Raw genomic sequence first — 14,384 nt, 5'->3', positions numbered from 1 at the left:
CAAACAAAAAATACGAGGGAGAACAATGAATTTCGCACTGACCGAAGAACAGCAGATGATCGTCGATACGGTCCGCGGCTTCGTCGAGACCGAGATCTATCCGCATGAAAACGAGGTCGAGCGCACCGGCTTGGTGCCGCGCGAGCTCGGCCAGGAAATTGCCCGCAAATGCAAGGAGCTCGGCTTCTTCGCCTGCAATTTCCCGGAAGAAGTCGGCGGTGCCGGTCTCGACCACCTCACCTTCACGCTCGTCGAGCGCGAACTCGGCCGCGGCTCGATGGGGCTCACCGTCTTCTTCGGCCGCCCCTCCGGCATCCTGATGGCCTGCAATGAAGAACAACGCGAGCGCTATCTGCTGCCCGCCGTCCGCGGCGACAAGTTCGATGCGCTCGCCATGACCGAGCCGGACGCCGGCTCCGATGTACGCGGCATGAAATGCTTCGCGAGGCCGGATGGCGACGATTGGATCGTCAACGGCACCAAGCACTTCATCAGCCACGCCGACATCGCCGATTTCGTCATCGTCTTCATCGCCACCGGCGAGGAACAGACGCCGCGCGGACCGAAGAAGAAGATCACCTGCTTCCTCGTCGATCGCGGCACGCCGGGCTTCGAAATCCGCGAGGGCTACAATTCCGTCTCGCATCGCGGCTACAAGAACTGCATCCTGACCTTCGACGACTGCCGCCTGCCCTCCTCTCAAGTTCTCGGCGAACTCCACAAGGGTTTCGATCTTGCCAACGACTGGCTCTATGCGACACGCCTGACGGTTGCCGCCACCTCCGTCGGCCGCGCCCGCCGCGCCTTCGATTACGCTCTCTCCTATTCGGCCGAACGCAAGCAGTTCGGCAAGCCGATCGGCGCCAACCAGGGCGTCTCCTTCAAGCTCGCCGACATGATCACCGAGATCGACGCCGCCGACCTGCTGACGCTCTCGGCCGCCTGGCGGCTCGACCAGGGTCTGCCGTCGAACCGCGAGATCGCCTCCGCCAAGGTCTTTGCCACAGAGATGCTGGCCCGCGTCACCGACGAGGCGATCCAGATCTATGGCGGCATGGGACTCATGGACGACCTGCCGCTCGCCCGCTTCTGGCGCGACGCTCGCGTCGAGCGCATCTGGGACGGTACATCGGAGATCCAGCGCCACATCATCAGCCGCGACCTGCTGCGGCCACTGGGGGCTTGAGGGATGGCGGTTTCGCTTCTTCTTGACGATTTGCCCCTCACCGTAGCCCTCTCCCCGCGAGCGGGGAGAGGGGACACCACCTGCGGGGCAGCAGCGGTGGAGCAAGACGGCGCGGCATATCCCTTCTCCCCGCACGCGGGGAGAAGGTGGCGGCAGCCGGATGAGGGGCACCGCTCCGCCGCGGGGGAGAGCACAGCGCAATGACCACCCCTCCCCGTTCCCTCGACCGCCTCATCCGCCCGCGCTCCATCGCCGTCTTCGGCGGCAAGGAGGCGCGGCGCGTCATCGAACAATGCGACAAGATGGGCTTCGCCGGCAAAATCTGGCCAGTTCACCCGCGGGAAGAAGAAATCCTCGGCCGCCGCTGCTATCGCTCGGTCGCCGACCTGCCGGAGGCGCCGGATGCCTCCTTTGTCGGCGTCAACCGGGCGCTGACCATCGAAATCATTCGCGATCTTGCGGCGCGCGGTGGCGGCGGTGCCGTCTGTTACGCTTCAGGCTTCCGCGAGGCGGTCAGTGAACTTGCCGATGGCAGCGACCTGCAGCAGGCGCTGGTCGCTGCCGCCGGTGACATGCCGATCGTCGGACCCAATTGCTACGGCTTCATCAATATGCTGGACGGCGCGCTTCTGTGGCCTGACCAGCACGGCATGCTGCGCGTCGAACGCGGCGTGGCGATCCTCACCCAATCGTCGAACATCGCCTGCAACATCTCGATGCAGAAGCGTGGGCTGCCGCTCGCCTATGTGATGACCGCCGGTAACCAGGCACAGACCGGCCTCTCCGATATCGCCTGCGCCGTGCTCGAGGATCCGCGCGTCACCGCCGTAGGGCTGCATATTGAAGGTTTCGACAGCGTCGAGGCGCTGGAGAGGCTGGCAACCCGCGCCCGCGAGTTGCGTAAACCGGTCGTGACGCTGAAGGTCGGCAAGTCGGAGGCGGCACAGCTGGCGACGGTTTCCCATACGGCTTCGCTCGCCGGCAACGACCGCGTCTCTTCGGCCCTGCTCGCCCGCCTCGGCATCGGCCGTGTCGAGACCTTGCCCGAGCTCCTCGAAACCCTGAAGCTCCTGCATCTTCACGGTCCCCTCCCCAATGCCGACATCTCCTCGATGAGCTGTTCGGGCGGCGAGGCCTCGCTGATGGCGGATGCCGGCGTTCGGCGCAAGGTCAACTTCCGGGCACTTAAGGACGAGCAGCGCCAGCCGCTCAGGGAAAGTCTTGGCGAGATGGTGACGATCGCCAATCCGCTCGACTACCACACCTTCGTCTGGGGCAATCGCGAAAAGCAGACCGCCGCCTTCACCGCGATGATGCAGGGCGGCTACGCGCTGAATCTGATCGTGCTCGACTTCCCGCGCCTCGACCGTTGCCACGCCGAAGATTGGGTGACGACCTGCGATGCGGTCATCGACGCGGCGAAAGCGACGGGCGCCGCCGCCGGCATCGTCGCGAGCCTCGGCGAGAACATGCCGGAGGAGACCGCTCTCTCCTTGATGGCAGCAGGCGTCGTGCCCTTCTCTGGCATAGACGAGGCACTCGCCGCCGCAGAAACGGCGGCCGCGATCGGCGGCGCCTGGGCGCGCCCCGCCCCGCCGCCCCTCATAAAGGCTGCAGCGGCCGGCGGCGATGCCATCACATTGACGGAGGCGCAGGCAAAGGCCGAGCTCTTCGCGGCTGGCGTAGCGGTCCCGAAGGGCGAGACCGCAGGAACGCCGAAAGAAGCGGCAGAAGCTGCCGAAGTCCTTGGCTTCCCCGTTGTGCTCAAGGGCCTGGGCGTAGCCCACAAGACCGAAGCCGGTGCCGTCAAGCTCAATTTGACGAACCGCGAAGAGGTGCTTGCCGCGGCGGAGGAGATGGCGTCGGTCGCCTCCGGCTATCTGGTCGAGAAAATGATCGCCAGGCCGGTCGCCGAATTGATCGTCGGGGCGATGCGCGATCCCGTCGCCGGTCCGGTGCTGACCATCGGGGCCGGTGGTATCCTCGTGGAATTGCTTGACGATTCCGCAATCCTGACGCTCCCTGCCACCGAAGAGATGATCAAAGCGGCCATTGACGGCCTTAAGATCAGGAAACTGCTCGACGGCTATCGCGGCGGCCCGAGAGGCGATGTCGCAGCGCTGACAAGGACTGTCGCAGCAGCGGCATCCTATGTCGTTGCAAACGCTTCCAAACTCGAAGAACTCGATATCAATCCTATAATGGTGTTGCCGGTCGGCGACGGAGCCGTCGCCGCCGATGCCTTGATCCGCCGGAGGAAATGACGCCTATGACCGGACCGATCCTCGCCCGCCGCGAAGGCGGCATTCTCGAAGTCACGATCGACCGGCCGAAGGCGAATGCCATCGACCTCAAGACCAGCCGGGTCTTGGGCGAAATCTTCCGTGACTTCCGAGACGACCCGGAGCTTCGCGTGGCGATCATCACCGGCGCCGGGGAAAAATTCTTCTGCCCCGGCTGGGATTTGAAGGCTGCGGCGGAGGGCGACCCTGTCGATGGCGACTATGGTGTCGGCGGTTTCGGCGGCATCCAGGAGCTCCGCGACCTCAACAAGCCGATCATCGCGGCCGTCAACGGCATCTGCTGCGGCGGCGGGCTGGAGATCGCGCTCTCGACGGACCTCATCCTCGCTGCAGAACACGCGACCTTCGCGCTGCCGGAAATCCGTTCGGGCACGGTCGCCGACGCCGCCTCGATCAAGCTGCCGAAGCGCATCCCCTACCACATCGCCATGGACATGCTTCTGACCGGGCGCTGGCTCGAGGCCGCGGAGGCGCATCGCTGGGGCTTCGTCAATGAAATTCTGCCTGCGGGGCGACTGATGGAGCGCGCCTGGGAGCTCGCGCGCCTGCTCGAGAGCGGACCGCCGCTCGTCTATGCGGCGATCAAGGAGGTCGTCCGCGAAGCCGAGGGCCGCGATTTCCAGACGACGATGAACAAGATCACCCGTCGGCAGTTCAAGTCGATCGACGTGCTTTATTCGAGCGAGGACCAGTTGGAGGGAGCGCGCGCTTTCGCCGAGAAGCGCGATCCGGTCTGGAAGGGAAGGTAAAATCGGCCGCGAGGAGCAGCCATAAGGCCTGCTTATGGAAAGAAAAGATCATTTAGGACGTTACAAGCTTCCACCGAGCGGATAGCCTTATGGTTGAAGCCAATAACGCCCCCCGGGACAGGAGGGAGGACGAAGGAAAGGACATCAAGCGGTAAGTGCCTTGGGCCATCCCCAGGATGGCGATACGCAGTCTCTACCAATCACAATGAACGGCGAATGCCGGCTAACGAAAGGGAACAGGGGAATGAGCGATTACAAGGATTATCTGACACGTCAGGTCATGCTGGGCAAAATGAACCGGCGCGAATTTCTCGGACGGGCGGCAGCCTTCGGCATTGCCGCATCGACGGCGAACACGCTGTTTGCGGTGAGCGCCGCGGCGCAGGAGCCGAAACGCGGCGGCCACCTGAAGCTTGGCCTCGAAGGCGCGGCCGCAACCGATTCGAAAGACCCGGCAAAGGCGCTCTCACAGTTCCTGTTCGTCGTCATCAGGAACTGGGGCGACCTGCTCGTCGAAACCCACCCGACGACCGGCGCGGCGGTACCGGCGCTTGCAGAATCCTGGGAGCCTTCCGCCGACGCGGCGACATGGACCTTCACGATCCGCAAGGGCGTCAAATTCCATGATGGCAAGGAACTGACGGTGGAGGACGTCGTCAAGACGCTGCAGCGTCACACGGACGACAAGTCGGAGTCGGGCGCCCTTGGCGTGATGAAATCGATCAAGGAAATCAAGGCCGATGGCGGCAAGCTCGTGCTGACGCTGACGGAAGGCAATGCCGACCTGCCGCTGCTGCTTTCCGACTATCACCTCGTCATCCAGCCGAACGGCGGTATGGACAATCCAGATGCCATGATCGGCACCGGCCCCTACAAGGTCGCGAGCTTCGAACCGGGCGTGCGCGCCACTTTCGAAAGGAACCAGGACGACTGGCGCACGGATCGTGGCTATGTGGACACGGTCGAACTGATCGCCATGAACGATGCTACGGCGCGCATCGCCGCTCTTTCGTCCGGTCAGGTGCACTTTATCAACCGCGTCGATCCGAAGACGGTCAGCCTCCTGAAGCGCGCGCCGACTGTCGAGATCCTGAATACGTCCGGCCGCGGCCACTACGTCTTCATCATGCATTGCAACACCGCGCCGTTCGACAACAACGACCTCAGGATGGCGCTGAAGCTGTCGATGGATCGCGAGACCATGGTCCAGCGCATCCTCGGCGGTTACGGCAAGATCGGCAACGACTTCCCGATCAACGACACCTATGCCCTCTTCCCGGAAGGCATCGAGCAGCGTGTCTATGATCCCGACAAGGCCGCCTTCCACTACAAGAAGTCCGGCCACAGCGGGCCAGTACTGCTGCGCACCTCCGACGTCGCCTTCCCGGGTGCCGTGGATGCGGCCGTTCTCTATCAGGAGAGTGCCAAGAAAGCCGGCATCGAGATCGAGGTCAAGCGTGAGCCGGGCGACGGCTACTGGACCAATGTCTGGAACGCCCAGCCGTTCTGCACCTCCTACTGGGGCGGGCGCCCGACGCAGGACCAGATGTACTCGACGGCTTACCTGTCGAACGCCGACTGGAACGACACCCGCTTCCAGCGTGAGGACTTCGACAAGCTCCTGCTCCAAGCGCGTTCCGAACTGGACGAGGCCAAGCGCAAGGACATGTATCGCACCCTGGCGATGATGGTGCGGGACGAAGGCGGCGTGATCCTGCCGATGTTCAATGACTTCGTGAACGCGTCCACCAAGCAGGTGAAGGGCTACGTCCACGACATCGGCAACGACATGTCGAACGGCTATGTCGCAACCCGGGTGTGGCTGGACGCCTGACCATGGAAAGCGGACCGATCTCTGGTCCGGTTCTGACCGATGGGGTCGCGGGTGAAACACACCCGCGCTCCGCCGATCTTTCCGGAGTGCCAGCAAAGCCCAACCCCGCCGCCGCCACGGGCGAGATCGGCGGCTCCTTCTGGCGGCGTTTCGTCTTTCGCCGCCCTCTCGTGGCGCTGATCCTTCAGCGCCTCGGCCTCAGCGTCGGCCTGCTCTTCGCCGTGTCGCTGATGATCTTCGGTGGCATCGAAGCCTTGCCCGGCGATTTCGCCACCACTTATCTCGGCCAGTCGGCGACGCCGCAGGCGGTCGAGAACATCCGCAAGGATCTCGGCCTCGACCGGCCCTGGAGCGAGCGTTACCTCACCTGGCTTGGCGGCGCCGTGAAGGGCGACTTCGGCACCTCCTGGGCGAGCAAGAATTCGGTCAGCGAACAGATCGGCAAGAGGCTCGGCAATTCGCTCTTCCTCGCCTTTTTCGCGGCTCTGATCTCCGTGCCGCTTGCCGTCGGGCTCGGCATGTTGGCGGTCCAGTTCCGCAATCGACTACCGGACAAGATCATCAACGTGATCTCGCTGGCGGCGATTTCGCTGCCGGAGTTCTTCATCGGCTATCTGTTGATCATGGTGTTTGCCGTTCAATACGGCGTCGCCACCTTCCCGGCGACGGTCTATGACAGCATGACCCTCACCGAGCGGCTTTCGGCGATCGCGCTGCCCGTCGCAACCCTCGTGCTCGTCGTCCTTGCCCACATGATGCGCATGACGCGGGCGGCAATCCTCAACGTCATGTCGTCGGCCTATGTCGAAACCGCCGAACTCAAGGGGCTCGGGACCTTCCGCATCATCGCCCGCCATGCAGCCCCCAATGCCGTGGCGCCGGTCATCAACGTCATCGCGTTGAACCTCGCCTATCTCGTGGTCGGCGTCGTCGTCGTCGAGGTGGTGTTCGTCTATCCCGGCATGGGTCAGTACATGGTGGATGCGGTGACGGTGCGCGACATGCCCGTCGTGCAGGCCTGCGGGCTGATCTTCGCGGCCTTCTACATCTTCCTCAACATGGCGGCCGACATTCTCGCCATTCTCGCCAACCCGAGACTGAGGCACCCGCGATGAATCTCAGATCTATCCCCATCAGCGCCTGGATCGGCATCATTGGCATAGCGCTCTGCCTGCTTTGCGCGATCTTCGCGCCCTTCATCGCCCCCTTCGGCGAACGCGACGTCGTCGGCGAGATCTGGGCGCCGGCCGGCGGTGACTTCCTGCTCGGCACCGACAATCTCGGGCGCGACCTGCTGTCGCGTCTGATCTACGGCGCCCGCACCACCATCTTCGTGGCGCTGGCGGCGACCTTGGTCTCCTTCGCGCTCGGCATGTTCCTGAGCTTTACGGCCGCCGTCACCGGCGGCTTTGTCGACCAACTCTTCTCCCGTTTCAACGATCTGATGATGGCGGTCCCGACGTTGATCTTTGCGCTCGTCGTGCTCGCCGTCCTGCCTCAGCATCTCTGGATCCTGATCCTCGTCATGGCCGTGCTCGATTCCACCCGCGTCTTCCGCATCGGCCGCGCCGTCGCCCTCGATGTCGCGGTGATGGAATTCGTCGAGGCCGCGAGGCTTCGCGGCGAAGGCTCGCTGTGGATCATCTTCCGGGAGATCCTGCCGAACACGCTGTCGCCGCTCTTGGCCGAATTTGGCTTGCGCTTCGCCTTCTCGATCCTGTTCCTTTCCACCCTGTCCTTCCTCGGCCTCGGCATCCAGCCGCCGGCCGCCGACTGGGGCGGCATGGTCAAGGACAACAAGGACGGCATCATCTTCGGCATCTCCGCTGCCCTGGTTCCCGGCGCGGCGATCGCCACCCTCGCCATCTGCGTCAACCTCGTCGTCGACTGGCTGATGAAGCGCACCTCGAGCCTGAAAGGAGGGCGCGGCGATGCCTGAGCTTCTTTCCGTCAAGAACCTGAAGATCGAGGCGACGAGCTATCCGCCCGGAGAGCCGCCGAAGGTGGTGACACTGGTCGAAGGCGTTTCCTTCAATCTCGAAAAGGGCAAGGTCCTCGGCCTCATCGGCGAATCCGGTGCCGGCAAGTCGACGATCGGCCTCTCGGCACTTGCCTATGGCCGCGGCGGCGTGCGGATTACCGGCGGCGAAGTCCTGCTCAACGGCAAAGATATTTTGAAGCTCGACCGCGGCGGCATCAATTCGGTCCGCGGCTGCCACGTCTGCTATGTGGCGCAGTCCGCGGCCGCGGCCTTCAACCCGGCCCACAAGCTCGGCGACCAGGTGATCGAGGCGTCGCTGCGCCACGGCATCATGAACCGCGAGGAGGCGAAAAAGCGCGCCCTCTATCTCTTCCGGGTGCTCGGGCTCCCCAATCCGGAGACCTTCGGCGAGCGCTATCCGCACCAGGTTTCGGGCGGCCAACTGCAGCGCGCCATGACTGCCATGGCCCTCTGCCCCAACCCGGAACTGATCGTCTTCGACGAGCCGACGACGGCGCTCGATGTCACCACGCAGATCGACGTGCTGGCGGCGATCAAGCACGCCATCGAGGAGACGCATACGGCGGCGCTCTATATCACCCACGATCTCGCCGTCGTCGCCCAGATCTCCGACGACATCATGGTGCTCCGCCACGGCAAGACCGTCGAATACGGCACCACCAAGCAGGTGATCGAAGCGCCGAAGGAGGACTATACAAGGGCGCTCGTCAGCGTCCGTCAGACGAAGCGCGACGAAGCCCCGGACCAGTCCGGCACGCTCCTCAAGATCGAGCATGTCCATGCCGCTTACGGCAATGGCTTCAAGGTGCTGCACGACGTGTCAATGCACCTGTCGAAGGGCCAGACGCTGGCGATCGTCGGCGAGTCCGGCTCCGGCAAATCCACCCTCGCCCGGGTCATCACCGGGCTGTTGCCGCCGACGGAGGGCCGCATCACCTTCGACGGCAAGGACCTGCCGAAGGCGCTCAAGGGCCGCACGAACGAGGAACTGCGCCGCATCCAGATGATCTACCAGATGGCGGACACGGCCATGAATCCGCGCCAGACGGTGCGCGACATCATCGGCCGGCCGCTATCCTTCTATTTCGGCATGCACGGCGCCAGGAAAACTGAACGCGTCAAGGAACTGCTCGACCAGATCGAGATGGGAACGCGTTTCGTCGACCGCTATCCGGCCGAATTGTCGGGCGGCCAGAAGCAACGCGTCGCGATCGCCCGGGCTCTCGCCGCCAAGCCGGAGCTCATCCTCTGCGACGAGCCGACCTCGGCGCTCGACCCGCTGGTGGCGGAGGGTATCCTGAATCTGCTTATGAAGCTCCAGGAAGAAACCGCTGTTTCCTATGTATTTATCACCCACGACATCGCCATCGTCCGGGCGATCGCCGACAGCGTCGCGGTGATGCACCGCGGCCGACTGGTGCGCTTCGGGCCGAAGTCGAAGGTGCTCTCGCCGCCCTTCGACGACTACACGGACCTGCTCCTGAAGTCGGTGCCGGAAATGGAAATCGGCTGGCTGGAACGGGTGCTGAAGACCAGGCGCATGGAGAGTGCGGGGAATTGACCCTGGAGCGGGGCGCCTCCGCCCCGCTCTCGTTCCAATCCGCTGTTGATCGCTCACGCGCAAGAAAAATCAGGAGAAAACAATCGTGTCCGATCGCAACTTCACCGTCATCGAGAACGAGTGGATCACGCTGAAAGATGGGACGCGGCTGGCGGCGCGCATCTGGATGCCGGAGGGCACCGAGCAGAACCCGGTGCCGGCGGTGCTCGAATATCTGCCCTATCGCAAGCGCGACGGAACCTGCGCCCGTGACGAGTCCACCTACCCTGTGTTCGCGGCGGCGGGCATTGCCGGCGTTCGCGTCGACATCCGCGGCTGCGGCGAATCCGAAGGGGTGATCGACGGCGAATATACGCCGCGCGAACTCTCCGACGGCTGCGAGATCATCGAATGGATCGCCGCGCAGCCCTGGTCGAACGGCAAGGTCGGCATGATGGGCATCTCCTGGGGCGGCTTCAACTGCCTGCAGGTGGCCGCTCTGAAGCCGCCGGCGCTCAAGGCGGTCATTTCGATCGCCTCGACCGTCGACCGCTATAATGACGACATCCACTACAAGAACGGCTGTCATCTTTCGGCGCAGCTCTCCTGGGCGGCCACCATGCTCGCCTATCAGTCGCGTTCGCCCGATCCGGAACTCGTCGGCGAGCGCTGGAAGGAAATGTGGCTCGAGCGACTGGAGAACGAACCCTTTTTCCTGGAGGAATGGCTCGAACATCAGCGTCGCGACGACTTCTGGCGTCACGGCTCGATCTCGGAGGATTTCGACGGCTTTCCGATCCCGGCGCTCGTCATCGCCGGCTGGGCCGACGGCTACCGCAACACGCCGATCAAGGCGATCGAGGGTCTCGGCGGCAAGGCCAAGGCGCTGATTGGCCCGTGGGTCCACAAATACCCGCATTTCGCCTGGCCGAAGCCGCGCGCGGATTTTCACAGCGAGGCGATCCGCTGGTGGAATCGGTGGCTGCGCAGTGAAAAGAACGATGCCGAAAAGCTGCCGCAGATGCGGGCCTATATCCTCGACGGCCCGAAGCCGGCATTGCGGCGCAACGAAGATCCTGGCCGATGGATCGCCAAGGACGCCTGGAACGCACCAGAGATGCGAACGCTGACGATTTCGAGCGACGGCAGCCTGGCGACCGGTTCGTCGGGAAAAGGGGTTGGCGATATCTACATCCGTTCGCCGCTCGATACCGGTACGGCCGCCGGCGAATATTTCACGTTGAAGCCGGACGCCGAGATGGCAGGCGACCAGCGCATGGACGATGCGGGCTCTCTGACCTTCGAGACCCGTCCGCTGCTCGTCGCCGAGGACTATCTCGGAGAGCCGCTTCTGGCGCTCGATGTCTCCTGCAGTGCCGCGACCGCCAACCTCATCGCGCGTCTCGTCGATATTCATCCCGACGGCACGGCGACGCGCGTCTCTTTCGGGGTCGTCAACCTCGCTCACCGCGACGGCAATGCCAGGCCGCAGCCGATGCAGAAGAACCACAAGACGCGCGTCACGCTCAAGCTCGACGCCTGCGGCTACCGCTTCCGCTCCGGCCATCGCATCCGATTGTCGCTCTCGACGTCCTACTGGCCGATGATCCTGCCTCCGCCGACCGACTCGGGGCTGACGATTGACACCGAGACGCTCTCACTGTCGCTGCCGCTCCTCGGCGAGCATCGCGAGATCGTCGTGCCGCAGCCGGCCGATCCCAATCCGCTGCCCAGCTACATAGAGCATTCGCCGGCGAAAACGCGCCGCAGCGTCGAGCGCGACATGACAAAGGGCGTGACGCATTACCGGATCCACGAGGACACCGGCCTCGTCGAACATCCCGGCACGGGCAATGCGACGCAGGACATCCGGGACGAAACCTGGTCGATCGCACCCGGCGATCCGCATTCGATGACGGGCGTCTCCACCTGGACCTGCATAGCAAAGCGCGGCGAGCAGTCTCTCAAGACCGTGTCGACCTCCCGGCTTGACTGCACCGGGACCGAGTGGATCACCTCGGCCAAGGTCGAGGCCTTCGAGGGCGAAACGAAAATCTTTGAGAAGGCTTTCGAGAAGCGTGTCCGGCGAGACTTCATGTGAATGGTCGGGCGGAACGCCCCTCATCCCGCTGCCGCGACCTTCTCGCCGCAGGCGGTCCACAGGCGGGGAGAAGGGATTTGCCGCGCGCACTCACTCCCTCTCCACGCGCGGCCACGGGCGGAGAGAACGGACTCGCGGAACCGCTGGACTGCTTCTGATGCGAATAGGAGGACGACCATCGATGGGAACGCTGACGAGGCGTCCGACCGCGACGGTGTCCCCTCTCCCCGTCAGAACGGGGCTAGTCCTCGGGTTAAACCCGAGGAGAGGGGCAAGTCACGCAGTTCTATTGTCCCCGCTGCTCAGTTCCCGCAACACCCTGAGCGCCCGCTCCGCATCTGCCGCCGGCACGAAGATGTGGTCGTGGTAAAAGGCCGCGACCACATTGGCGCTGATCTTCGCGCGGGTGAGCGCTGCAGACACAGCCGCCGTCAGGCCCACCGCCTCAAGTGCGGAATGAACGCCGAGCGTGATCAGCCGCAGCACCGGGCCATAGGAAAACCCGGCCGCATCCGCCGTTGACCGTTCGAGGATCAGCGTCAGCCCCTCCGCTTCGCGAAACGTGCCGATCGGCTCAAGGGCAAGCCAGGACGCGGCGTCGCCCTCGACTGTGCAGTAGACATACTCGGCTTCGCCCAGGGTCGGCTTCATCTCACTGAGCAGCCGCTGAAGATCGGTCTCTCCGCTCATCGCACCCTCAAGCTGTGCCGACCAGCCGCGCCACGCCATGAACGAGATGGGCAAACCCTTCGCGCGCCCCCGGACTCATGTGCCGCGCCCGCAGCCAGGCATGGATCATTTGCGGCTCTTCGCGATAGGTGACGTCCACGCCCGCCAGCGCAAGCCGGGCGGCATAGGTCCGCGCGTCGTCGCGCAGCGGATCGAAACAAGCCCCGGTGATATAGGCGGACGGAAGACCGGAAAGATCCGGAGCCTTCAACGGATAGGCGAAGGGGTCGTCGGCCGGCGCCTTCAGCATCTCTCGGTAATAGGCAACGTCTTTTGTCGAAAGTCCCGGTGCCGCCGCCATCTCGGCATAGGAACCGCTGACGAGATCGCCACCGAGGCCGGGATAGATCAGCACCTGTCCAACTATGCCGGCAAGCCCCTCGGCCTTGGCCTTGAGTACGATGCCTGCGGCGAGGTTGCCGCCGGCGCTGTCGCCGACAGCGACGAGCGGCCGACCATCGGCAAGCAGGCTTTCGAGTACCGCAAAACAGTCATCTAAAGCCGCCGGCCAGACATGCTCGGGCGCCAGCCGATAGTCGACCGAGATCAGCTCGGCCCGCGCTCCATGCGCGAGCTCGGCGCAGATCGCATCGTGACTTTCGAGCGAGCCGAGAACGAAGCCGCCGCCATGGATATAGAAAATCCGCGTCCCGGTCGCGATCTCCACCGGCCGGTAGCGCCGGATGGCAATGCGTCCCGCCACAAGCTCGTCGCGCCTTGTCAGCCCTTCCGGCGAAGGGGTGTCGAACTCGGCACAAAGCGCATCGTACCACTGCCGCTGTTGTCCGATGCAAGCATTCACGGCGTCGGCCGGGTAGAACGCCTCGCAGCGCTCGTGAAACGCCAGGATTCCGGGCTCCGTCGGCATCTGGTTTGTTCGTCTCGAATCCATCTTGTGCTCCCTTGAGCGCACCTTAGCATCGTCCCACTGTCACGCACGACCAAATGCGCCAACCCATGGCGTGCGCTCCCGCCTGACTTGCCATCTCCTTACGGTCCGGTGTTAATTCGCTCATGGCATTCACGCTCCGGCAATTGCAATATTTCGTCGCCGTCGCCGAGCAAGGCTCGGTCACCCGGGCGGCGCAGAACCTGTCGATCTCGCAATCCTCGATCACCGAAGCGATCAAGGAACTGGAGAGCGATCTCGGCGTCGCGCTTTTTGACCGTCACCCCCGCGGCCTTTCCATCACCCATAACGGCCACCAGTTTCTCAGGCATGCGACGAAGATCCTCGCCGATGTTTCGGATGCGCGACGCAGTTTCTCCGATAGCCGTGAGGAACGCGGCGGGAGGCTCAATCTCGGCGTCACCTCGCTCGTCGCCGGCTATGTGCTCTCGGACCTGCTCGCCCGCTATCGCCGAGCCTGCCCGGGCGTCGAGGTGAGCGCCCTCGAGGACAACGGCTCCTATCTCGAACATCTGCTGATCGGTGGCGAGCTCGACGTCGCCGTGATGGTGATCTCGAACCTGCGCGACCGCATGGCGCTGCAGGCGGAAATCCTCGAAACCTCGCCCTACCGGCTCTGGCTGCCGATCGGCCACCCGCTCGTCAGCGCCGATATCATCTCGGTCGAGGATATAGCCAGGGAACCGCTGATCATGCTGACGGTGGACGAGATTGAGGAGAACACCGGCAAGCTGCTGACGGCGCTCGGCGCCCGCCCCCATGTCGCCTTCCGCACCCGTTCGGTCGAGGCGGTCAGGAGCCTGGTCGCTACCGGCGCGGGCATCGCCCTCCTGCCCGATCTCGTCTATCGGCCGTGGTCGCTTGAAGGCGACCGTATCGAGAGCCGCGATGTCTCCGGCGCGCTGCCTGTCGTTCAGGTCGGCATGGTGTGGCGCAAAGGCTCGAGCCTGCCACAGTCGGCGCGCGATTTTGTCGGTATCGCCGAGGCCTTGCGCAGCGCGCGTCCCCGCTGAATGCCTTCTTCTACTCC

Annotated in this window: 11 protein-coding genes; 9 read left to right on the top strand and 2 right to left on the bottom strand. The window is 64.1% G+C overall.

Annotated features, from left to right (window positions below; all coding sequences use genetic code 11):
* Positions 1 to 25 precede the first annotated feature (25 nt).
* From AU381_RS16790 to AU381_RS16755, 8 genes are all read left to right on the top strand, one after another.
* Positions 26 to 1,186 (top strand): acyl-CoA dehydrogenase family protein, encoded by a 1,161-nt coding sequence (locus AU381_RS16790; RefSeq protein ID WP_064242878.1) that lies wholly within the window; start codon positions 26 to 28, stop codon positions 1,184 to 1,186.
* Positions 1,187 to 1,386: 200 nt separating this feature from the next.
* Positions 1,387 to 3,450 carry an acetate--CoA ligase family protein gene (locus tag AU381_RS16785; RefSeq protein ID WP_064242877.1) on the top strand — a complete coding sequence of 688 codons (2,064 nt, stop codon included), beginning with the start codon at positions 1,387 to 1,389 and terminating at the stop codon, positions 3,448 to 3,450.
* 5 nt (positions 3,451 to 3,455) lie between these two features.
* On the top strand, positions 3,456 to 4,238 hold the full coding sequence (locus tag AU381_RS16780; protein WP_064242876.1) for a carnitinyl-CoA dehydratase: 783 nt from the start codon (positions 3,456 to 3,458) through the stop codon (positions 4,236 to 4,238).
* 244 nt (positions 4,239 to 4,482) lie between these two features.
* Positions 4,483 to 6,072 (top strand): ABC transporter substrate-binding protein, encoded by a 1,590-nt coding sequence (locus tag AU381_RS16775; RefSeq protein WP_064242875.1) that lies wholly within the window; start codon positions 4,483 to 4,485, stop codon positions 6,070 to 6,072.
* Positions 6,073 to 6,074: 2 nt separating this feature from the next.
* Positions 6,075 to 7,187 (top strand): ABC transporter permease, encoded by a 1,113-nt coding sequence (locus tag AU381_RS16770; protein WP_064242874.1) that lies wholly within the window; start codon positions 6,075 to 6,077, stop codon positions 7,185 to 7,187.
* Complete coding sequence (locus tag AU381_RS16765) at positions 7,184 to 8,011, top strand: ABC transporter permease (RefSeq protein WP_012708688.1); 828 nt, start codon at positions 7,184 to 7,186, stop codon at positions 8,009 to 8,011. The genes AU381_RS16770 and AU381_RS16765 overlap by 4 nt, the downstream gene beginning before the upstream one ends.
* Positions 8,004 to 9,635 carry an ABC transporter ATP-binding protein gene (locus AU381_RS16760; RefSeq protein WP_064242873.1) on the top strand — a complete coding sequence of 544 codons (1,632 nt, stop codon included), beginning with the start codon at positions 8,004 to 8,006 and terminating at the stop codon, positions 9,633 to 9,635. The genes AU381_RS16765 and AU381_RS16760 overlap by 8 nt, the downstream gene beginning before the upstream one ends.
* 85 nt (positions 9,636 to 9,720) lie before the next feature.
* The gene (locus AU381_RS16755) at positions 9,721 to 11,715 is read left to right on the top strand and encodes a CocE/NonD family hydrolase (RefSeq protein WP_064242872.1); all 1,995 of its coding nucleotides are present in this window, start codon (positions 9,721 to 9,723) and stop codon (positions 11,713 to 11,715) included.
* A 276-nt stretch (positions 11,716 to 11,991) separates the two neighbouring features.
* Here the strand turns inward: AU381_RS16755 and AU381_RS16750 are convergent, their stop codons facing one another.
* Together AU381_RS16750 and AU381_RS16745 are read right to left on the bottom strand one after the other, a co-directional pair.
* Entirely contained in the window at positions 11,992 to 12,405 is a 414-nt protein-coding gene (locus AU381_RS16750) for an ACT domain-containing protein (protein WP_064242871.1), read from the bottom strand.
* 7 nt (positions 12,406 to 12,412) lie between these two features.
* On the bottom strand, positions 12,413 to 13,336 hold the full coding sequence (locus tag AU381_RS16745; RefSeq protein ID WP_064242870.1) for an alpha/beta hydrolase: 924 nt from the start codon (positions 13,334 to 13,336) through the stop codon (positions 12,413 to 12,415).
* A gap of 122 nt (positions 13,337 to 13,458) precedes the next feature.
* Between AU381_RS16745 and AU381_RS16740 the strand changes: the two genes are divergently transcribed.
* On the top strand, positions 13,459 to 14,367 hold the full coding sequence (locus AU381_RS16740; protein WP_064242869.1) for a LysR family transcriptional regulator: 909 nt from the start codon (positions 13,459 to 13,461) through the stop codon (positions 14,365 to 14,367).
* Positions 14,368 to 14,384: the final 17 nt, after the last annotated feature.

This window comes from Sinorhizobium glycinis, from assembly GCF_001651865.1.
Classification (GTDB): Bacteria; Pseudomonadota; Alphaproteobacteria; order Rhizobiales; family Rhizobiaceae; genus Sinorhizobium; species Sinorhizobium glycinis.
This window is presented reverse-complemented; position numbering and strand designations above follow the sequence as displayed.

What these genes read in the sequence shown, in the direction of transcription:
- AU381_RS16790 (WP_064242878.1), top strand. Translation starts at nt 26, where the DNA reads ATGAATTTCGCACTGACCGAAGAACAGCAGATGATCGTCGATACGGTC.
- AU381_RS16785 (WP_064242877.1), top strand. Translation starts at nt 1,387, where the DNA reads ATGACCACCCCTCCCCGTTCCCTCGACCGCCTCATCCGCCCGCGCTCC.
- AU381_RS16780 (WP_064242876.1), top strand. Translation starts at nt 3,456, where the DNA reads ATGACCGGACCGATCCTCGCCCGCCGCGAAGGCGGCATTCTCGAAGTC.
- AU381_RS16775 (WP_064242875.1), top strand. Translation starts at nt 4,483, where the DNA reads ATGAGCGATTACAAGGATTATCTGACACGTCAGGTCATGCTGGGCAAA.
- AU381_RS16770 (WP_064242874.1), top strand. Translation starts at nt 6,075, where the DNA reads ATGGAAAGCGGACCGATCTCTGGTCCGGTTCTGACCGATGGGGTCGCG.
- AU381_RS16765 (WP_012708688.1), top strand. Translation starts at nt 7,184, where the DNA reads ATGAATCTCAGATCTATCCCCATCAGCGCCTGGATCGGCATCATTGGC.
- AU381_RS16760 (WP_064242873.1), top strand. Translation starts at nt 8,004, where the DNA reads ATGCCTGAGCTTCTTTCCGTCAAGAACCTGAAGATCGAGGCGACGAGC.
- AU381_RS16750 (WP_064242871.1), bottom strand. Translation starts at nt 12,405, where the DNA reads ATGAGCGGAGAGACCGATCTTCAGCGGCTGCTCAGTGAGATGAAGCCG.
- AU381_RS16745 (WP_064242870.1), bottom strand. Translation starts at nt 13,336, where the DNA reads ATGGATTCGAGACGAACAAACCAGATGCCGACGGAGCCCGGAATCCTG.
- AU381_RS16740 (WP_064242869.1), top strand. Translation starts at nt 13,459, where the DNA reads ATGGCATTCACGCTCCGGCAATTGCAATATTTCGTCGCCGTCGCCGAG.